This is a genomic window from Desulfobulbus sp. (genome assembly GCF_030824455.1).
Taxonomy (GTDB): domain Bacteria; phylum Desulfobacterota; class Desulfobulbia; order Desulfobulbales; family Desulfobulbaceae; genus Desulfobulbus.
This window is the reverse complement of the sequence record NZ_JAVBXR010000032.1, coordinates 16556-37215: the sequence shown is the minus strand read 5'-3', so window position 1 is coordinate 37215 and position 20660 is coordinate 16556. Positions and strand designations below refer to the sequence as shown.

Sequence of the window (20660 nt, the reverse complement as noted above, 5' to 3'; positions counted from 1 at the left end):
GGCCCGATTTTTTGTTGCAGGCTACTCCTCCTTCTTCTCCCCGCCGCCACCGCCGCCAAAGCCCGGCAGCTCCAGGGGGCTGACCGCCGGTTTTTTGGGGCTGCCGGTGATGTCGGAGACGCGGCGCACGGCGCGATTGGCGATCCGTTTGCCCTTGGCGCTGACGCCCTTGATCAGGCAGTCGTCCAGGTCAAGTTCCACAGCATTGTATTTGGCGCGCGCCGACGGAGCCAGACTGGCCCGCACCCGCACCCCTTCCTTGCCCAGCAGCAGCAGGAGAATGGTGGAGCGCTTGTCCGCCTCGAACAACCGGTATTCGCGGTTGAGGATGAATTTCGGGGTGGCGAAGCGTTTGATGTAGGCGAGGTTTTCCGGGCCGTGGCGGTAGATCAGGTTAAACACCAGATCGTTTTTCACCAGTCCCATCCAGTACAACTCCGGGCCGACAAAGAGCTTGTCCGGGACCGGAACCACCTTGTACAGGCCGTCTTTGAAGATCAACAACAGCCGGTCGTATTCGGAGCAGCAGAGTTCGATGTCGGCGCTCGCCTCCTCGGCCTTGATTTTGTGGCCGACAAAGCCGGTCTCGCGGTGATAGCCGACCGTCAGGTTGGACAGGGCCGCCGCCCGGGCGTCGACCTCGTCAAAGGAGCGCAACTCGCTCTTGCGGGGAAACATCGGCCCGTACTTGGCGTTCAAATCCTCAATGTAGCCGATGGTGAAGCCGATCATGTCGGTCAGATGCTTTTTGATCTGGGCAATCGCCTTCTCGATCTCGCGCAGCTCCTTCTGCTGGCGGTTGATGTCAAAGCGCGAGATGCGGCGGATTTTGATCTCCAGCAGCCGCTCGACGTCCTCGCCGGTGAGCTTGCGCTTCAACTCCCCGGCAAAGGGCTCCAGGCCCAGGCGCACGGTGGCCAGCACCTCCTTGTAGTTGGTCTTCTCCTCGATCTGCTTGTAGAGCCGCTCCTCAATGAAAATCTGCTCGAGCTTGCGGGCGTGCCATTTTTCCTCAAGCCGGTCCAGCTCGATGCGCAGCTCGCGTTCCAGATTCACCACCAGCCGGTCAGTGTTGCGCCTGAGCACCTCCTCGACCTCGAGCTGCCGGGGCATGTTCTCTTCAATGGATATCAGGCTGGGCGAGACGCTCAGTTCGCAATCGGTGAAGGCGTACAGGGCGTCGATGGTTTCTTCCGCCAGCACGCCGCGCGCCAGCTTGATTTCCACTTCGACCTTCTCGGCGGTGTAGTCGTTGATCGAGGCGATTTTCAGTTTGTTGGCCTTGGCCGCCTTTTCAATCGATTCGATCAGCGATTGGGTGGTGATGTTGTAGGGCAGCTCGGTGATGACAATGGTTTTCGAATCTGGCTGCTCCAGCTTCACCCGGCAGAGCAGGCGGCCGTTGCCGTGATTGTAGTCGGCGACGTCGATGATCCCGCCCCGGAGGAAGTCGGGATAGAGGATGAATTCCTTGCCGCGCAGGTAGTCAATCTGGGCCTGGAGCAGTTCGGAAAAGTTGTGCGACATGATCTTGGTGGCCATGCCCACGGCAATGCCCTCGGCCCCCAGCAGCAGCAACAGCGGAATCTTGGCCGGCAACCGCACCGGCTCCTGCATGCGGCCGTCGTAGGAGTCGATGAATTCGGTCAGTTCCTTGTTGAACAGGGTCTCGCGCGCCAGCGGCGACAAACGGCACTCGATGTACCGGGGGGCCGAGGCCTGATCGCCGGTGAAGATGTTGCCGAAGTTGCCCTGCCGATCCACCAGATAGCCCTTGTTGGCCAGGTTGACCAGGGCGTCGAAGATCGACTGGTCGCCGTGGGGATGCAGCTTCATGGTCTCGCCGACCACGTTGGCCACCTTATGGAAGCGGCCGTCGTCCATGTTGTGCAGGGTCTGCAGCAGCCGCCGCTGCACCGGCTTGAGGCCGTCGTCGACGTCCGGGATGGCCCGCTCGCGGATGACGTAGGAGGTGTAGTCGAGGAAATTGGTGTCGAACAGTTGGTGCAGTTTGCCGCGCTGCGGCTCAACGGTCTCGCTCATACCGGCCTCACGATCAGGTGGTCCATGATGTACTGTTTCCGTTCCGGGGTGTTCTTGCCCATGTAAAATTTCAGCACCCGGCTGACCTCGCTCAAGGAGTCAATCCGCACCTGTTTGATGCGCATGTCCGCGCCGATAAACTGCTTGAATTCGGGCGGCGAGATCTCGCCCAGCCCCTTGAAACGGGTCATTTCAATCGAGCGGTCGGCCTTGCTCTTGGCCTTGAGGGTCTGGATGGCCGCCTCCATGTCCTGGTCGGAATAGCAGTAGATGGTCTTTTCCTTGTTGCGCACCCGGAAGATCGGCGTCTCCAGGATGTAGACCCGCTCATGTTTGACCAGCAGCTCGAAATAATGAAGGAAAAAGGTGAGCATCAGGTTGCGGATGTGGAGCCCGTCCACATCCGCGTCGGTGGCCAGGATGACCTTGTCGAAGCGGAGGTCGTTGATCGATTCCTCAATGTTGAGCGCCTGCATCAACGAGTACATCTCCTCGTTTTTGTAGAGCACGTCCAGCCGCTGGCCGAGCACGTTGAGCGGCTTGCCCTTGAGGCTGAACACCGCCTGGGTCATGGGATCGCGGGCGCTGACGATCGAGCCCGCGGCGGACTGGCCCTCGGTGATGAACAGCATGTTCTCGCGGCCCGCCTTGGAGGCGTTGCCGCGCGAGGGATGGTATTTGCAGTCCTTGAGCTGGGGGATCTTGAAGGCGATTTTTTTTGCTTTGGCCTTGGCGTCGCGGCGCACCGACTGCAGTTCGCGCCGCACCCGCTCGTTGCGCTGCACCTTGTCGACAAAGACCTCGGCGGTCTCCGGGTACTTGTACAGATGGGTGGCCACCGCGTCCTTGACCGTGTTGACGATGCCGGTGCGGATGTCGGTGTTGCCGAGCTTGTTCTTAGTCTGCGACTCGAACACCGGTTCCTGCACCTTGACCGCCAGGATGCCGACAATGCCGTCGCGGACGTCGAGGCCGTTGAATTTCTTGCCGGTAAACTCGTTGATGCCCTTGAGGATGCCCTCGCGAAAGGCGGAAAGATGGGTGCCGCCCTCACTGGTGTAGGTGCCGTTGACAAACGAAAAATAGGACTCGCCGTAGTCGTCGGTGTGGGTGAAGGCGAATTCCAGGGCCTTGTCGGCAAAATGGACCGGCGGGTAGATGCGCTCGCTGCTGACCTCGCGATCAAGCAGATCAAGCAGCCCGTTTTTGGAAAAAAACAGGGTTCCGTCCAGGTAGAGGCTGAGGCCGGCGTTGAGGTAGGCGTAGCGCCACAGCCGCTGCTCCACGTATTGCGGGTCGTAGCGGTACTGGGCAAAGCTCTCGCCGTCGGGGAGGAACTCCACCAGGGTGCCGTTCTTTTCCTTGGTCTCGCCTTCTTCCTCGCTCTGGAGCACGCCCTGGGCAAAGACCGCCGTCTTGTAGCAGCCGTCGCGGAAGGCGGTGACCGTAAACCGGGCTGAGAGGGCGTTGACCGCCTTGGTGCCGACGCCGTTGAGGCCGACCGAGAATTGAAAAACATCGGTGTTGTACTTGGCGCCGGTGTTGATCACCGAAACGCATTCCACCACCTTGCCCAGCGGGATACCGCGGCCGTAATCGCGCACCCGGCAGAGGCCGTCGTCGCCGACATGGATGTCGACCCGCTTGCCGTGGCCCATGATGAACTCGTCAACCGCATTGTCCAGGATCTCTTTGAGGAGGATGTAGATGCCGTCGTCCGGATGCGAACCGTCGCCCAGACGGCCGATGTACATGCCCGGCCGTTTGCGGATGTGCTCCAGCGAACTGAGGGTTTTGATCTTGGATTCGTCGTATTGGTGCTCGGTCATGGTTGCGTCAGGTGGATGGGGGGTTGGACTGTTGCTCAAAAAATGCAGAAACAGGGATAAACATCGGCAGCGCCGCACTGTACTGACCTCGTTCCGTCAAGTCAAAGAAAAGCGCGCTGTGGCCCTATTCTAGGTGGCCTGACCAAGAGGGTTTCGGAAGCATTCCGCCAATTTTTTCGCCGTCATCGACCTTCGGGAGAGATCTCCGAGAAATGATGCGTCGAGATTTCTCCCAACGGTCGAGATGACCAACAACCACGCGCTGCTTTAAAAATGGAAACGGAATATAACTCCTGTCCCATTTCACCGTCTTCGCCGTCTCTGCGGCCTGGCCGCTGCCGGCTGCAAAGCGATTTTTGTTTGCAAACAAACCGATTATGGTAGAAGGGGGCTTTTGCTTGCCCCTTTTTCTCTACCGGAACGGATATGGAAACGGTTTTTTTTCGCCAGATGTTCTCGCCGCGCATGCTGGTGTCTTTTCTGATGGGGTTCGCCTGCGGGGCGCCGTTGCTGCTGACCTCCTCGGTGCTCCAGGCCTGGATGACCGAACAGGGCGTGGACCTGTCGGTGATCGGTCTGTATTCCCTGGTGGGCCTGCCCTACACCCTGAAATTCCTCTGGGCCCCGGTGTTTGACCGCTACACCTTGCCGTTTCTGGGTCGGCGTCGCGGCTGGATGCTGATCACCCAATTCGCCCTGATTCTAGCCCTGGTCGCCTTGGGCTTGACCAATCCGGCGCAAACCCCCTGGCTGGTGGCGGTTGCGGCCTGCGTCGTCACCTTTTTTTCCGCCTCCCAGGACATCGTCATCGACGCCTACCGGCGAGAGGATTTAAGCGACAACCAACTCGGGCTGGGCAGTTCGCTCTACGTCAACGGCTACCGGCTTGGCATGCTCCTGGCCGGCAGCGGTGGCCTGATTCTGGCCGATCACGTCTCCTTTGCCCAGGTTTATGTGCTGATGGCGGGCTCGCTGCTGGTCGGCGTGGTTACCACCCTGCTGTGCCGGGAACCGCCGTTAGTCAAGGGCACGCCCCGAACCTTCCGCGAAGCGATCATCAACCCCTTTGTCGACTATTTCAGCCGGGATCGGGCCTTGCTGCTGTTGCTGTTCATCCTGCTGTACAAGCTGGGCGACCAGATGGCCTCGACCCTCACCACCCCGTTTTACCTGTCGCTGGGATTCAGCAAAACTGAAATCGGCGCGGTGGCCAAACTGTTTGGTTTTTGGTCGGCCATTGCCGGCGGCCTGGTCGGCGGCGCGATCCTGCTGCGCATCGGCATCATCCGCAGCCTGTGGATATTTGGCTTTCTCCAGGCCGCCGCCATCCTTAGCTTTTCGGTGCTGGCGCTGATGGGCCACTCGCTGGTCGGGCTGGCGGTCGCCATTGTTTTGGAACAACTCACCAGCGGCATGGGCACCAGCGCCTATGTGGCCTACATGGCCTCGTTGACCAACAAAAGATTCACCGCAACCCAGTATGCGCTGCTTTCCAGCTGCATGGGCATTCCCCGGGTGATCATCGCGGCGCCGGCCGGGTGGCTGGCCGAATCCCTGGGCTGGCCGCTGTTTTTTGTCGGATGCGCCGTGGTCGCCGTGCCCGGTTTGCTGCTCCTGCCGATGGTGGCGGCGCAATACCGTCAGGATGCGCAATAACATTGTGCGACCCGGTGCTGTTGTAGTACATTAGCGCTTTAATCCGACACCCTTAACCTCACGTTTCACTCTATCGGAAAACCAGATGGCGATAAAAATCTACAACACCCTGACTCGCAAGAAGGAGCCCTTGCGCCCCATCGAAGAGGGCCACGTCAAACTCTACGTCTGCGGCATCACCAGCTACGATTATTGTCATATCGGCCACGCCCGCTCCGCCCTGGTGTTTGACATGGTGGTGCGTTACCTGCGCCATTGCGGCTACAAGGTCACTTTTGTTCGTAATTTTACCGATATTGACGACAAAATCATCAACCGGGCCAACGAGCAGGGCATTGACAGCGCCACTCTGGCCCTGCGGTTCATCAACGAGTTTTACACCGACATGGACGCCCTCGGCGCCCTGCGTCCTGACCTTGAACCCAAGGCCACCGAGCACATCCCGGAAATGATCGGCCTGATTGAGGAGCTGATCGCCAAAGGCATGGCCTATCCTTCCGAGGGCGACGTCTATTTTCGGGTGGAGCGTTTTGACGGCTACGGACGCCTGTCCGGACGCGGTCTGGCGGATATGCAGGCCGGCGCGCGGGTGGAGGTCAGCGACAAAAAAGAGCATCCCATGGACTTTGTCCTCTGGAAAGGGGCCAAGCCAGGCGAGCCCAAATGGCCCAGCCCCTGGGGCGACGGGCGGCCGGGCTGGCATATCGAATGCTCGGCCATGAGCCGCAAGTATCTGGGCGAGACCTTCGACATCCACGGCGGCGGCAAGGATTTGGTGTTTCCCCACCACGAAAACGAGATTGCGCAGAGCTGCGGGGCCTCGGGCAAACCCTTTGCCAACCTGTGGATGCACCATGGATTCGTCACCATCAAAGACGAAAAGATGTCGAAATCGCTTGGCAATTTTCTCACCATCCGCGACGTGCTCAAGCAGTATGAGCCCGAGGTGCTGCGGTTGTTCATCTTTTCCACCCAGTACCGCAATCCGCTGGATTTCACCGAGACGGCCCTGCAGGATGCCCGCTCCGGGCTGGAGCGCATGTACGAATGCCTCGCCCAGATCGACGGCCTTCCTGCGGGCGATCCGGCTGGCGCCGCGGTTGTCGGCGACAAGGACCGCGCCCATCTGCACGCCCTGGTTGATCGTTTTCAGGCGGCCATGGACAACGACTTCAACACCGCCCAGGCTTTGGCCCATCTTTTCGACGCGGTCAAGCTGCTCAATAAAATTTTGCGAACCCTGCCGGCGCAACCGGCAACCGAGGATCTCCAACTGCTGCACGACACTGCAACCGTGTTTCGCGATCTGGCCGGCGTGCTCGGTCTGGTGCAACGCAATCCAGCGGAGGTGGCGGCAGGCGCCAAGGCCAAGGCAATGGACGGCGTCGATCTCGGCGAGGATGAAATCAACGGTTTAATCGTCAAACGCAACCAGGCCCGTGCCGCCAAGGACTGGGCAACCTCCGACGAGGTGCGCGATTACCTTCTGGCGCATCGCATTGTGCTCAAAGACAGCCCCGAGGGGACCACCTGGGAAGTGAAAAAGTAAACTCGACTCCGCTCTGGAGTCGCGAAATCAGGGAGAATCAATGATGCGCGCGCCAGTTGTTGCTGATCGTTTTTATCCCGGACATCCCGAGCAGTTGCAAGCCGCCCTGGATGTCCTTGTTCCGGTGGTGGCCGAGCAGAAGAAAAAAAAGGCCCTGGCGGTGATCATGCCCCACGCCGGCTACGTCTACTCCGGGGCGACCGCCGGCTTGACCATCGCCCAAGTGCAGGTTCCGCAAACGGTGCTGATCATGGGCCCAAATCACCACGGCCGAGGACCGGCCTTGGCGTTGAGCGGTGAGGATTGGCGCATGCCCTTGGGCGCAGCCCCGATTGACCGGGGGCTTGCGGCAAGCATCCTGCAGCATTCCGCGGTCTTCGTCGAAGACCAGGAGGCGCATCTGTTCGAGCATTCGATTGAGGTGCAGATCCCCTTTCTCCAGCAGGTGCAAAAGCAGCTCAAGATTGTGCCGGTGGTTGTTTCGCATATCGCCTACAGCCTCTGTGAGACAGCGGCCCACGAACTGGCCGCCGCCATCAGCAAGCAGCCGCAGCCGGTGCTGATGGTCGCCTCAAGCGACATGAGCCATTACGAGTCGCGTCAGCAGGCGACCAAGAAGGACAGGATGGCCATTGACCGCATCCTGGCCCTGGACCCGCAAGGATTGTACGACACGGTGCACGGCAAGCGCATTTCCATGTGCGGCGTTGTTCCCGCCGTCATCGCCCTGCTGGCGGCTCTAGAATTGGACGCAACCCGGGCCGAGTTGATCCGATACACCGATTCCGGCGAGGCCAGCGGCGACACCAGCCAAGTGGTCGGGTACGCCGGATTGGTCATCTCCTGATTGTAGCGCCATTCTCGTCGTCAGGCCCTCGACCGTCGTCTCGGGCTTGGATTTTTGCTTGACAACCGGCGTAAATTCTTCTATTTTCTGCCCACTTTCCCGCCTGCTGGGGGATGGTCTAACGGCAAGACAGCGGACTCTGACTCCGCTTATCGGGGTTCGAATCCCTGTCCCCCAGCCAAGTACATTCAAGCGCTTATCGAGCAATCGGTAAGCGCTTTTTTTGTTTTCCCCTAAAGCAGGGCACCTTGCTGCATTTTTTGTCGATTCCTATCAATGCAGAAGCAGAAGACCACACTTACGACGCACCCTCCTCGACAAGATGTTGCTGTGTGAAGCACGCCGATTTGTCGACGAACACAGTGAGGAGAATTCTCGTTATGGCTCGAGATTTCTCACTTCGTTTGCAATGACAGACCTTTGTCGACGATGTTTTGCGCAGTGCATCATGCTTCGCTTGATTTGGAAATGGAATAAACTGTTTTAAAGGGAAAGCCCGGAAATGATTTTTGCAGGTGTGCCGAACACCATTCGCTGCGCGGCCTCCGCGCCGACGATTTCGGCGGCCGCTTTAACGCCGCCGGAAAGTTGAGGCTTGCGATGAGTGCTGGAATGGGCGTCTGTGGCTATCACGTCCACTACCCCGGAACGCAGCAGGTGCTGCCCGCATTGTTGGGCATCCTTGCCGAATTCGCCTGTCAGGCTGCCGGCTGTTATTTGCACATAGCGGTTTTCTCCCATGAGATCCAATAATAATTGGGGATTGGACATGATGGAGGGATTGCGCTCCGGGTGGGTGATCACAGGTTTGTAGCCGCTGGCCACAAATTGCGCCAGGATGTCATTGGCATTCCTGGGCAAGTGGGTATGGGGAAATTCGATCAGGATATATTCTGTGTCGTTAATGGTAAATCCTTGCACCTGTGCAGGGCTAAACAGCACTGAAACGTCGGCGCCGGGCATGATGGAGACCGGGAGATCTTCCGTGCGCAACAGATGGTTCAGCCAGGAAACCCGGCGGCTGATTTCAACCGGATCGTACAGCCTGTCGTTGAGGTGAGGAGTTGCCACAATGGCGGCAATGCCGTCGGCGGCCGCCAATCTGACCATGGCCATCGACTCGTCAAAATTCTTGGGGCCATCATCGATGTCCGGTAAAATATGGCAATGTAAATCTATCATAGGAATTGTGGCGCTTGATATCCGAGCAAAGCCGCTGCTGCTGCTTTCCTGCACATTGTTGTGTTGGCCGATTTCCCCACTGCCTATTGCAGGGATGGGCAGGGGGGGAGAGCCGCCAGTTCGTTTCTCTGCCTGCGCATACACGCCGAGTCCGGCTTTGAGCAGGGAGTATTCCAAGAGCAGTTTATCAGTTTTTTCGCGTTCATGACGAAGCAGTGTGGTTAATTCAATCACCAACCTGTCGGTTGCTTGGTGCTCACCCTGAGCAATATTTTCATTTTGCCGGTCTATTTGCTGCTGCAAGTCGGCAATTTTTTCTTCCAATCTCTGGAGCCGCAGCATTTGGCTGTTATCGTGTTGTTCTAACTCGGCGAGAGCGTCAGCGCCATTGCCTTGTTCATTTGAGATAAGGCCAAATCCTTCCTTGTCGCGAATGACTTGCGACACAACGTCAATGTTGATTCGCTGCAGCGATTCCGCATAGCCATACACAAGTGCAGTATCACACAACAGGTTGATAATGCGCGGAATGCCTCCTGAGGCCTGATAAATAAGATCAAAGGTGTCGTGCTCAAATATATCCAAAGCCCCGCCCACTTTTTCCAGGCGAAAGGCTATATATTCTGCAAGTTCATCACGCTCCAACGCGCCAAGATGGTAATACACCGCTATGCGTTGGGAAAGTTGGGTCAGCTCAGCCGACTGTAATTTTTTTCTGAGATCAGGCTGGCCCACCAGCATAATCTGCAGCAGCATGTGTTCGTCTGTCTGCAGGTTAGAGAGCATCCGCACTTCTTCAAGGGATTTTATCGAAAGATTTTGTGCCTCATCAATAACCAGCAGCACCCGCTTGCCTTGCGAATACTTGGTGATCAGATAATGAAAAATTGCTTCTAACGACTTGGCTTTATTGTCAAACGATCCTTCCACCCCAAATTCATGCAGGACAAGGCTGATTAATTCGTCAGAATCGACATTGGTGTTGGAGATAACGCCAACATCAATATCGTCTTCAATCCTGTTGAGGATATGGCGGATGATTGTGGTCTTTCCTGCTCCAATGTCGCCGGTAAGAAGAATAAACCCTGAGCCTTCTGAAAGACCGTATTCAAGATAGGTCAGCGCATTTTGATGTTTTTTGCTGAGATATAAGAATTGAGGATTGGGCGTAAGATGGAAAGGCTTTTCTTTGAGACCATAGAATTTCTTATACATTGTCTGTAAACGTGACCACTCAAAGGGATGGATTGCAAATCATCCAGGAGAAAAACTGCAACGTGCAGGCGACCAAACAATGGCATATGCGCAGGAAAACCAATTGTTGTCTGGCCTGAATCAGAACTCAGGATTGGAAAATGCAGAAAATGTCCTCGGCAAGAGGCTCACATGGATGTCTTTTTTTGACGATTCAAAACAAAACCCAATAATTTTTCCTGCGGGAACAGGTCCATCGCCTTCTTGATCTCTTTTATAGAATTGCGGCCAACTTGGGTCACCATGACGATGCCGTCGACAAACGGAGCAAAGGTGATGGCATCAGCCCCGTCTAAAATACTGGGAAGATCAAAAATGACATAGCGATCCGGGTAGCGCGCCTTCATCTCGGCGACAAGATTTTTCATCTGCGGAGAACCCAACAATTCCGTGGTGTAATCGATGGTTTGCCCCCCGGAGATGAGCGTCATCTTTTCTATCCCCGGCCAACTGATAATTTCATCCAACGAGCATTCGCTCAGCAGATAATTGCCCAAGCCTTTGTCCGATTCGTATCCGAAACGCTTATGGACATCCTGTTTTCTTAAATCGCAGTCCACAAGCAAAACCGTCTGGTTAAACTCTTTGGCAAGGGTGATGGCGAGGTTGATGGACGTGAGCGTTTTCCCCTCACCGGGTTTGGTGCTGGTCACCATCAGGGTGTTCCATCCTTTCCCTTTGGTTTTCTGCATAATCTGGGCGCGAAGCACCTTGTAGGTGTCGATCTCGGGCGCGTTGGAGGTGATGCAGACGCATTTGTTTTCAATAAGCGCACCTTGATCAAACGCCACAGGAGCGGATTTCGTGTACACAGGGGCTTGCCAGCTCGCCTCGTTGTGATGTTTTTTTGTTGAAGCCACATCGCCCAAGCAGTCGGACGACTCGCTCAACACGGCTTCCTGACGTTCTTTCTGGGCCTTGTCAAGCGCTTTGCGTAAATTCATTGCAACAACTCCTATCCGTTAAATCGATCAAAGAGTAGAGACCGGTTCTTTTCCGTTTGCGACATCAGCCCACTGATCGTAGCGCGACAAGCGCAATCACGGCCATGACAAAAAGGACAAACAGCCCAATCACCTGGAAGATCACTGATTTTTTGGCCCAACGTCTTTCCCGTTCACTCTGAATTTCCGGGATGACGCTCAACACGGGAAAAGACGTCGCCTGGGCAAGTGCTTCGGCGCTCCGCACCGATTGATCGCTGAATTCGAGAAGCGCAACCGTGCCGACTCCGGCGCCAACGCCTAACACAATACCGATCAGCACAATCGCCATTCGATTGGGTTTGATCGGTTTCTCCGGCAACAAGGCTGGTTCCACCACGGTGAAGCGTTCGCCGTATTGATCCTTTTCCAGTCCTTGGGAAACCTGGGCTTCCATGTGCTTTTGCATCAGCTCGTTGTATTTCCGCAGCTGATTTTCCCGCTCATTGATCAGCGTTTTATAAGTTTCCTCAACCCGCGGCGTGGCCTCAATTAAGCCACGATATTTTGCCTGCTTCTGATCATTTTCCGTTATCTGCCGGGCCAATGAAGCCCTTTCCGACTGGGTGCTTGCCAGCTGCGCGGCCAGGGTGACATAGGCCGGATTATCGTTTTTTCCCGCCTTGGTCACCCCACCTTCGGAGGAAAGCTTCGCGATTTCAGCCTTTACCGCAATGACGTCAGGATATTGATCGGAAAAACGGGTTTTCAGGTTTGCCAACTGCAACCGCAACTCCTCCAACCGATTGCTCTGCATGGCCTGTTTGGGAATGCTCGCCAGTTGGGCTTCCAAGAAACTCTCTCGTTCCCGCAGTGTGCGGATCTGCTCGGAAAGCCGATCATTGTTGGCTTCTATATTCTGCAGGCTTTGCATATTCACTTGCAGCAGTTCCGGCAACTCGTTGAAATGTTTTTCCTTAAAGGCCGCTATGTTGGCATCGGACTCAGCCATGGCCTCTTTGACCCGATTGACCTCGTCGAGCAGAAAATTCGAGGCTGATCCCGCTTTTTTGGCGCGATCTTTGAGGTTTTCCTCAAGAAAAAACGAGGTGAGCGCAGAGGTGACCTTTTGGGTCTGTTCGGGGTTTTTACCCTGATAGGCAAGGGTAAAGGCAATGGTCGCCGTGGAGGGGCGGCCAGTTTTGGGGTCGACAATATCCGCCTTCACAAAGTCAAGAATAACGTCTTTCTTCATCTTTGCGGCTATCTCATCGGGATTCACCTTGGTTTGCAACTCCGGATACAACGTGAATTTCTTGATGATTTCCAGGAGGTTTTGCGTGCTGACAATGCGTTGATAAATATTTTGCAACCGTTGCTCGGCATAGCTGGTGACGGTTGTCTGCACCAGGTTGGTGGGTATTTCCTGTTCCTCGATCAGGATGGTGGCCTGCGAGCGATAGATCGACGGCAACACGAAGGCGGCGGCCACAGCTATCCAGAAAATAGCGCACATGGGGAGAATCAGCCCCCATCGTCGCCGCAACAGCATGGCTTTCAAGTCGTTTAAGCTCAGGGTGTATTCTTCCATATCCTTCTTTCAGTTCGCGTTCAAATTGATGTTCATTCCGATTTACGTTTAATCCGCCACTTATTTTTGCTTTGTCATGGAGCCTCGCTTGCGTTGGAAATATCAACTCAGCATTTGAGGTTGCGCGAAACATACACCGCAACGTGACAATTTAATGCGAATAATAATCTGCATGTTGTACGCCGTTCCGGCAGTACAGCCCAACGCGCCGACCCTGGACGGTTCTGGCCTGACGTCGTTGCGGCCAAGGAAAAATTGCTCTTTCCAAGGTGGCATTCCATTTCCAAATCAAACGAGGCCTGCTCCACACATCAACATCTCGTCGAGGACGGGTGCGTCATATCAACCCGTAGCCTGGATGCAGTGCAACGGAATCCGGGAACACCTCACCTCAAACCCCGGATTCCACAAGCTGCATCCAGGCTACGGTCCGCCGGCCAGCTCTCGTTCTCTGGTGGCCAAGCGCCCCATGGAAACGTTTCGTGGGGCCAGCCAAAACGCTGCATCATCTCGACGAGCACAGGCCCACTTGCCTGCTATTCGAACAACGGATATTTAAATCCCAGCCGGAGCATGACGAGGTTTCGATCTGTATCGGTATCGGCAACGTTGTCGTGGATCAGCGCATAGTTGTAGGAACCCTCAAGCGTGATCTCGTCGGTGAGGGCAAACGTTATTTTTGGCTGCAGCCATAAGGACTTTTCATCGGTAAGGTCTGCGCTCTGCGTGTCGTCTGTCGATTTATTGATCGCATATCCGGCGGAAAACGTCGCGCGGGATTTCTCCGTCAATCTTCGCCCCGCGCTTGCCTGCACCGCCGTCCGTTCAACGGTCCCGTTTCTGCCGCTTGCCGCCTGCACATCGTGGGAGAACGACAACCTGCCGTCATTCAACTCGTCCTGGTAGGAAACACCGGCTCGCCCGGTCACGCCCGAGCCTTGCGTCTCCTCCTCGTAGGGAACCAACAAATACATCGACGGGATTGCAGTCGGAACCAGACGCATGGCGTCAAAGGTTGATTCGGTGTAATGCATCCCGAAGTCGACAAAGTAGGAGTACAATTCGTTCAGTTTACGCTCTGCGCCAATGGTGCCGGTGTAGTTGGTCACCTGTGAATCTTCGGTTTCATATTCCGTCACGCCGAAGTTCAGCCGGCCAACCGTGTTGGCGAGATAGGCGGAGAGATCCCTGCTGATCGTCCAGGTCACGTCGTGGGACTGGTAGTCGACGTATTCCCCGCTTTGATACGCGTCTTCGGCATAGGCGTATTGCAACTGCATGCCCACAATTTCGGACAAGGCGTAATCGCCGCCGAATTGAGCCCGGTACTGATCTCGGGTGGAGGCGTTGGTCACCAACCCGGTTTCAGTGAAATCGCGATCCACCCGCGAATCGCGGCGATAACCGGCCGAGGAAAAGAGATTGGCCAGGGGCGACACGGCATAGCGCAGCGAACCGGAATAATCCTGATCAATGCTGTCGAGGTCGCTGTTGTCAGCGTAGGAGACGCTGTCCAATCGTAATTTCAGTCCGGTTTTCCATCGCTCTGTATTGTTCAACATTTCCAGCCCCGGCGAGACCGTGCTAATGAAATCGCTTTCCTGATCATCATCGGTAAAAAACAGGTTGTCGGAGTATTCCTGCTTCAGCGCGATCACCGGGGTCACCTTGCGCTCGTCCGCGTCCGCAGACGCCGGCAGCAAGGGGGGCAACAACAGCAACAGGGCAGAACAATACAACATTTGCGGCATGGCTGATTCCGTGGTGAGAGGACAGAAGCGGCTCACGGCACCACAACCACATCGCCGCGTTTCAGTTGTATGTTCTGCGCCAGGGCGTTTTCCTCGGTCACAGCGTCATAGTCGAAGGAAAATTCTTTTTTGCCGTCCTTGTCCGTTCGCAGCACCTTGATTTGGGTCCGCTTGGCAAAGGGATTGAGGCCGCCTGCCATGGCCAGGGCCTGCAGAACATCGATGTTGCCGTTATAGGTAAAATTGCCGGGACGGTTGACCTTGCCGATGACGTACACCACCAAACTGTGGGTTTGCTGCACTTCAACCGAGATCTGCGGTTCCGGCGAGTAGGGTTCGATTTTCTCGCGCAAGACCTTGGTCAACTGCCCCACGGTCATCTCGCTGACCGATAGTTCGCCAATCAGGGGGAACGAGATTTTTCCGTCCGGGAGCACAGGGACAACACGGGTGAGGTCAGCGTTTTTCCACACGGAAATGGAAAGAACATCTCCCGGCCCGATGCGATAGCCCTCTATGGGCCCTGTCGCAACGCTCTCTGTTGTAGCGCCGGCGTCCTTGTCTGCTGCGTCGGCGATATGGTTACACGCCAACAGCGCCATTATCGCCATAACCCACACACCCGTTATCAGTTGCCATTGTTTTCCGCGCATTTCGTGCTCCTTGTTTGTCTTGCTAGGTGTTGAATACAAAGGATTTGTTTTGTCTTGTGTGTTTTTGCTGACACGCAGCTTTCAACGTTGCAAAATCAAGCAATGCATGCAGCTAACAGCAAAACCTTGTCCACGAAGGGATGTCATCTCGACCGCAGGGAGAGATCTCAGGACTTTGCGAAATTTCTCCGCGCTGTGCTCGCAGAAATGACCAGTACGATTGTTCCCACGCTCCAGCGTGGGAACAAAGATTGGACGCTCCAGCATCCTTCCTGCCATTTCTCAATCAAGCAACGCATGCAGCTTACAGCAAAACCTTGTCGACGAAGGGATGTCATCTCGACCGCAGGGAGAGATCTCAGCGCTTTACGAGATTTCTCCTCGCTGTGCTCGTCGATGACCAGTACGATTTGTTCCCACGCTCCAGCGTGGGTACAAAACAAAGCTTGGACGCTCCAGCGTCCTTTCTGCCATTTCAAAATCAAGCAACGCATGCAGCTTACAGCAAAACCTTGCCGACGAAGGTGTGTCATCTCGACCGTAGGGAGAGATCTCAAGGCTTTGCGAGATTTCTCCTCGCTGTACTCGTCGAAATTGACCAGTAGGCACGCTTACGATTGTACCCACGCTCCAGCGTGGGTACAAAACAAAGCTTGGACGCTCCAGCGTCCTTTCTGCCATTTCTCAATCAAGCAACGCATGCTTACAGCAAAACCTTGTCCACGAAGGTCTGTCATCTCGACCGTAGGGAGAGATCTCAGCGCTTTGCGAGATTTCTCCTCGCTGTGCTCGTAGAAATGACCAGTAGGCACGCTTCATTTCTAAAAAAATAAAATTAACCAACAGCATCAGGCCACATTGTTCATCTCACAACGCCATTTCTTTCAACATCTTCTCGGCCTCGCCCCGCTCGCTGAAATTGCCGGGGCTGCGCGCAACTTTTTCAAACAAGACCTTAGCCTCTTCCTTTTTGCCTTCCTTCAACAGCACCATGGCCAGGTGGTGGCTGAACACGGGATTATTCGAATTGCCGGCCATCGCCATGGTCAATGCGGCCCGAGCCGGGGCCATTTTCCCCATCTTATAGGAAAGCCAACCCAGGGTGTCCAGCACCGCCATATTGCCCGGCGCCAGCGCTTGCGCTTTTTTAGCCAACATTTCAGCCTTGCTCAGATCCTGTTCCGTGGGATTCTGCCCGTCAGCCAGATAATAGGCAAGATTATTGAGGATAAACCAGTTGTCCGGAAATTTTTCCACCGCGCGTTCATACACCCCAAGGGTCTGCTCGCTCTTGCCGGTTTGTTTGTACAACTCCGCCAACAAAACATACTGCGACAAGGTCGGCGAATCGGCCCCCACAAGTTGCGCAGCTTCGCCAATCGCCGGTTCGGCTTTGCCTGCAAGAACGAGGGTGCGAGCCAGGCGGACCGCTATTTCCGGAGACTCGCCATTCAGCGCCATGGCCTTGCGATAGGCGCGCTCTGCGGCGGCAAAGTCATTGTTCGCCGCATAAATTTCGCCTTGCAGCATCAATGCAAAACCATCGTCGGCATGGCGACGAATCCGCTGATCCGTCAGTTCCAAGGCCTGGTCGCTTTTCCCCATTTGCAGCAACAGGCGAACGCCATGCTCCAGCAGGCCGTTATTCTCGGGATTGGCGGCAATGCCGGCCGTTACGGTTGCGACGGCTTCGCTTGTCTGCTTTTCCATCGCATACAGACTACTAAGCTTCATAGTAGCCAGGGGATTTTCCGGCACCTTGGCAGAAACCGTTTTATACAGCTGTATCGCCTTGGTCCGGCCATCGTTGGCGGCGTAGAAATCGGCAAGGGCCATCTTGGCGGCAAGATCATCGGGACGCAGTTCAACCAATTTTTGCAATTGGGCCTCAGCGTCTTTCGAATTTTTTTCCAGAACATACAATCGCGCCAGGGCCAAATGCACCTCCGCCGCGTCCGGAGCAATCTGCAAACCCTGCTTCAGGGTGTCGAGCGCCAGGTTGTTCTGCCGGTTGCGCACCAGGGCGTCCGCCATCTTGGGATAAAGGCTTATATCCTTGGGCCGAGCCTGCAACACGGTGCGAAATTCCGCTATCGCTTGCTCCAACTCCCCCTGCACCAATAAAATCGAGCCATTCAACTGATGGCCGTCCATATCATTGGGACTCTTCTTTAAAACTGCGGCCACTAATTTTTCTGCTGCTTCAATATTGCCCGCCCGGTACAGCAACTCGGCCAAACCGCGCTGGGCCGCGACAAAGGCGGGATCTTCCTGATCAAGGCTTAAACACTCCTGGGCAACAGCAAGCGCCTTGGCAAAGTCGCCTCCGGCCAAGTACACGTCCTTGAGCATAAATCGCAGACGAAAACTTTTAGGATACTGCCGCAAACCGTCGAGCAGCACCTGGGTGCCCTTTTCCAGTTCCTTCCTAGTCAAATAAAAGGCGGCGACTCCGGCCCAACGTTGCTCATCGCTGGCTTGAGCCAACAGGCCTTGTTCCAATGCCTCGGCGTCGGCTTTGCGCCCCTCGTGCCAGAAATAGGCGGCCAGCCGTTCCACATGCTCGGCCTTTTCTGGCTCCAGCGCCATAATTTTACGGAGAATTTCTTCGACCTTCGCGGCTTGCTTCTGTTCCAGATACAGGTTGGCCAGGGTCACCAGCAGGGGGATGGAAGTGGGGTTTGCGGTGACGCCCTTGGTGAGAACGGATTCGGCAGCAGCCTTATCGTCCAGCTGGTTGTAGGCGGTGGCCAACAACAGGTAGAGGTCAATTTCCTGGTTGCCGCTCGACAGCAGTTTTTCCAGCAGCGCTTTGGCCTCCGGGGCTTTGCGCTCGGCAAGCAGCAATCCTCCCTGCAGCAACAGGGCTTGTTGATTTTCCGGCTCTTTGCGCAGCACCGTTTCCACCCGTTCGTGAGATTTAGCAAATTCTCTCGCGCCCAGGAGCAGTTTGCCCAACTGGATGTTGGCGCCGCTATGGTCGGCCTGCTTTTCCACAGTCTTCATGAAAAAGGCATAGGCCTCCTGCAGCTTGCCTTGTTTGAGTTCGGCCTGCCCCGCCAGATAATAGGCCTCTGCGCGTCCGGGATCGATGGTGATGGCGTTGCGGTATTCCAGCACCGCCTTGACATAGTCCCCCTTTTGATACAGGGCGTTGCCCTTGTCCATGAATTTCTGCACTTTCTCTTCGGAAGTGCTGCATCCGGAAAGCGTCATGAGCGATATCAAGAGGCAGACAACCAAGGTGCTGAAACGTTTTTTCATTTTGAAAGCCCTACATGGAAGAAATAATCTTTGGCGTTAAGCCGGTTGCAAAATGAACGCATTCATGCCGCGTCATTTCAACCAACGGGAGAAATCTCTTGTTGCACAGGGCAAGATCTGTACGCTTGCCCCTCTGTCATTCCGAACGTAGGCGAGGAATCTCAAGACGCCACCGTGTTGACGTAGCGGCCCCTCACCATACTGTTTCTCCGTCAACTCGGTGACGCTGGAGCGTGGGAGCGAGCAAGTAAATCGAATCTTGCGAGCCCCCGTAGCCTGGATGGAGCGCAGCGTAATCCGGGGAATGTTGGATTGCCTAATCCTTGCCCCTGGATTCCGCAAGCTGCACGGGCTAAGGCTGCAGCGCTCCCCGTGTTGTCATTCCGAACGCATGTGAGGAATCTCAAAACGTCCCCCGTACTGTTAATTCTGATTGTTCCCACGGCTCTCCAGCGTTGGAACAACCAAAATCAGCCTATCAACCTAATACAACCCGCGCAAAGCAAAAGCAAAGAGCGACAAGGCCATCACCCGCGCGGCCCCTTTATACTCTCCACGTTTTTCCGACAACAACACTTCAAAGCTGACGATCAAAATGATGGACTTCAATCCCACCAGGCCCAAACGCTGGTTGTGGTAACTTAAACCAGCCATGTTCGGCAAGATAATCAGCAGCAGCAGGATTAAAAAATCAAGCGGCGTGCTCCAGATGCCTTTTTGTCGGGTGGAGAAAAAAGAAACCACGATGCTGGTCAAAAACAGGAGAATAAAGAAGCCGGTGAACAAACGCTCGCCCACGTGATTCATGAACGCGCACAGCGTTTGATCGCCCCAATAGACAGCCATGGGGATGCTCAGGAAAAATACGGCGCGGATCAATCCTCTCAACGCCTGGGGACGAAAACGTTGCGTCAGCAGAATGGCAAGGCCCAGCGCCAGAAAGCAAAACGCTGGAGTGGTCTGTGGCGGTGGGGGCAACAGGCTGCTGAGAAATATGCACAGATAGAGCAGGAACCTGAAGAGAGGAAAGGCCATTGCTAGAACCCGCCGCTTGCCGCGAACAGCTTTGAACCAGTCCTTGATCTGGTCGAGCGCCGGCCAGCGTTTCTGTCGCCAGCCGACCTTCCGGGCGTAGTGAAAAAAGGTCAAGACGGTGACGGCAAACGCACAATACACGGAAAGCAACAGCCAACCCGATTGAAAGCGCAGGAAAAACGTCAGCCCCACTAAAAGCGCCTGCAGCAAGTAAATAACAACCACAGCCTCCGCATGGCCAAAGCCGATTTCCAGCAACCTGTGGTGAAAATGCCGTCGATCCGGTGCAAACGGTGAAAAGCCGCGCATGATGCGGGTTGTCATCACGGTGAGGGTGTCCAGGACCGGGAGGCCGAAAAGCAGCAGCGGCAGCAGAGGGCTGATCGCTGCCGACTGCTGGGTCAGGAGCAAGGCAAACGTCACTGCGGAAAAGCCCAGCAACTGGCTGCCCGAATCGCCCATAAATATCGAGGCGGGATGGGTGTTGAAACGAAGAAACCCAAAAATGGCCCCGGCTATCGCCAAAGACGCCACGGCAATGGTCGTGTTGCCGGTAACCACAGCCAGGTAGCCGACAAAACAGATGGTCAGCAGGCTGATGCCCCCGGCCAGGCCGTCGAGGCCGTCGGCGAGATTGACCGCATTAGTCACTCCGACCAGAACGAACAGGGTCAGCGGCACAGAGAGGCCAAGCGGCAGCAGTGCTCCTTCCGGCAGCAACACGCCGAGGGATTCAATCCGCACTCCGCCCCAGGCAATGACAATAACGGCCGCCACAATCTGGCCAAAAAATTTCCATCTCGGCCGCAAACCAAAAAAATCGTCCGCTATGCCAAAAAAAACAATGCAACTCGCCGCCGCCAGAAAGGAGACGATAAAAGGATCGTCGGCAAACCAATAGGCCATGGGCGTCAATGCCCCAAACGCCATGGCCAGGCCGCCGCATCGGGGCACCGGCGTGGTGTGCGTTTTGCGCGCGTCGGGCGCGTCCACCATCTGGAAATGCAGTGCCACCCTGATCAACGGCGGGATGGTGACAATCGTCAACAGCAGCGAAATGAACAGGGTGGAAAAAAAGGCCAT

12 protein-coding genes and 1 tRNA gene are annotated in these 20660 nt (G+C 55.7%); 4 read left to right on the top strand and 9 right to left on the bottom strand.

Annotation, left to right across the window (positions count from 1 at the left end; translation table 11 throughout):
- Nucleotides 1-21 precede the first annotated feature (21 nt).
- Complete coding sequence (locus RCH93_RS05510) at nt 22-2043, bottom strand: DNA topoisomerase IV subunit A (RefSeq protein ID WP_306547324.1); 2022 nt, start codon at nt 2041-2043, stop codon at nt 22-24.
- Nucleotides 2040-3872: a DNA topoisomerase IV subunit B gene (locus RCH93_RS05505; RefSeq protein WP_306547323.1), complete on the bottom strand. Its 1833-nt coding sequence runs from the start codon at nt 3870-3872 to the stop codon at nt 2040-2042. Before RCH93_RS05505 ends, RCH93_RS05510 begins: the two co-directional genes overlap by 4 nt.
- Nucleotides 3873-4298: 426 nt before the next feature.
- Between RCH93_RS05505 and RCH93_RS05500 the strand changes: the two genes are divergently transcribed.
- From RCH93_RS05500 to RCH93_RS05485, 4 genes are all read left to right on the top strand, one after another.
- Entirely contained in the window at nt 4299-5528 is a 1230-nt protein-coding gene (locus RCH93_RS05500; RefSeq protein WP_306547322.1) for an AmpG family muropeptide MFS transporter, read from the top strand.
- An 85-nt stretch (nt 5529-5613) separates the two neighbouring features.
- A complete protein-coding gene (gene cysS, locus RCH93_RS05495) occupies nt 5614-7077 on the top strand; it encodes a cysteine--tRNA ligase (protein ID WP_306547321.1) in 1464 nt (487 codons plus the stop codon).
- Between the two features lie 40 nt (nt 7078-7117).
- Entirely contained in the window at nt 7118-7924 is an 807-nt protein-coding gene (gene amrB / locus RCH93_RS05490) for an AmmeMemoRadiSam system protein B (protein ID WP_306547320.1), read from the top strand.
- 107 nt (nt 7925-8031) lie between these two features.
- Nucleotides 8032-8105: transfer RNA gene (locus RCH93_RS05485), tRNA-Gln, on the top strand.
- A gap of 302 nt (nt 8106-8407) precedes the next feature.
- Here RCH93_RS05485 and RCH93_RS05480 read toward each other — a convergent pair.
- The 7 genes from RCH93_RS05480 to RCH93_RS05450 all read right to left on the bottom strand — a co-directional run bounded on the left by RCH93_RS05480 (nt 8408) and on the right by RCH93_RS05450 (nt 20660).
- Nucleotides 8408-10321 carry an XrtA/PEP-CTERM system-associated ATPase gene (locus tag RCH93_RS05480; protein WP_306547319.1) on the bottom strand — a complete coding sequence of 638 codons (1914 nt, stop codon included), beginning with the start codon at nt 10319-10321 and terminating at the stop codon, nt 8408-8410.
- Nucleotides 10322-10488: 167 nt separating this feature from the next.
- Nucleotides 10489-11253: a CpsD/CapB family tyrosine-protein kinase gene (locus RCH93_RS05475; RefSeq protein ID WP_373693263.1), complete on the bottom strand. Its 765-nt coding sequence runs from the start codon at nt 11251-11253 to the stop codon at nt 10489-10491.
- A 115-nt stretch (nt 11254-11368) separates the two neighbouring features.
- Nucleotides 11369-12874 carry a Wzz/FepE/Etk N-terminal domain-containing protein gene (locus RCH93_RS05470; RefSeq protein ID WP_306547317.1) on the bottom strand — a complete coding sequence of 502 codons (1506 nt, stop codon included), beginning with the start codon at nt 12872-12874 and terminating at the stop codon, nt 11369-11371.
- A gap of 536 nt (nt 12875-13410) precedes the next feature.
- Nucleotides 13411-14625, bottom strand: coding sequence for an outer membrane beta-barrel protein (locus RCH93_RS05465; RefSeq protein ID WP_306547316.1), 1215 nt, complete (start codon nt 14623-14625; stop codon nt 13411-13413).
- 32 nt (nt 14626-14657) lie between these two features.
- A complete protein-coding gene (locus RCH93_RS05460) occupies nt 14658-15278 on the bottom strand; it encodes a polysaccharide biosynthesis/export family protein (RefSeq protein ID WP_306547315.1) in 621 nt (206 codons plus the stop codon).
- Between the two features lie 867 nt (nt 15279-16145).
- Nucleotides 16146-18542: a tetratricopeptide repeat protein gene (locus RCH93_RS05455; protein WP_306547314.1), complete on the bottom strand. Its 2397-nt coding sequence runs from the start codon at nt 18540-18542 to the stop codon at nt 16146-16148.
- 483 nt (nt 18543-19025) lie between these two features.
- Nucleotides 19026-20660, bottom strand: coding sequence for a glycosyltransferase family 4 protein (locus RCH93_RS05450; RefSeq protein WP_306547313.1), 1635 nt, complete (start codon nt 20658-20660; stop codon nt 19026-19028).

What these genes read in the sequence shown, in the direction of transcription:
- RCH93_RS05465 (WP_306547316.1), bottom strand. Translation starts at nt 14,625, where the DNA reads ATGCCGCAAATGTTGTATTGTTCTGCCCTGTTGCTGTTGTTGCCCCCC.
- RCH93_RS05505 (WP_306547323.1), bottom strand. Translation starts at nt 3,872, where the DNA reads ATGACCGAGCACCAATACGACGAATCCAAGATCAAAACCCTCAGTTCG.
- cysS (WP_306547321.1), top strand. Translation starts at nt 5,614, where the DNA reads ATGGCGATAAAAATCTACAACACCCTGACTCGCAAGAAGGAGCCCTTG.
- RCH93_RS05510 (WP_306547324.1), bottom strand. Translation starts at nt 2,043, where the DNA reads ATGAGCGAGACCGTTGAGCCGCAGCGCGGCAAACTGCACCAACTGTTC.
- RCH93_RS05460 (WP_306547315.1), bottom strand. Translation starts at nt 15,278, where the DNA reads ATGCGCGGAAAACAATGGCAACTGATAACGGGTGTGTGGGTTATGGCG.
- RCH93_RS05455 (WP_306547314.1), bottom strand. Translation starts at nt 18,542, where the DNA reads ATGAAAAAACGTTTCAGCACCTTGGTTGTCTGCCTCTTGATATCGCTC.
- amrB (WP_306547320.1), top strand. Translation starts at nt 7,118, where the DNA reads ATGATGCGCGCGCCAGTTGTTGCTGATCGTTTTTATCCCGGACATCCC.
- RCH93_RS05450 (WP_306547313.1), bottom strand. Translation starts at nt 20,660, where the DNA reads ATGGCCTTTTTTTCCACCCTGTTCATTTCGCTGCTGTTGACGATTGTC.
- RCH93_RS05480 (WP_306547319.1), bottom strand. Translation starts at nt 10,321, where the DNA reads ATGTATAAGAAATTCTATGGTCTCAAAGAAAAGCCTTTCCATCTTACG.
- RCH93_RS05470 (WP_306547317.1), bottom strand. Translation starts at nt 12,874, where the DNA reads ATGGAAGAATACACCCTGAGCTTAAACGACTTGAAAGCCATGCTGTTG.
- RCH93_RS05500 (WP_306547322.1), top strand. Translation starts at nt 4,299, where the DNA reads ATGGAAACGGTTTTTTTTCGCCAGATGTTCTCGCCGCGCATGCTGGTG.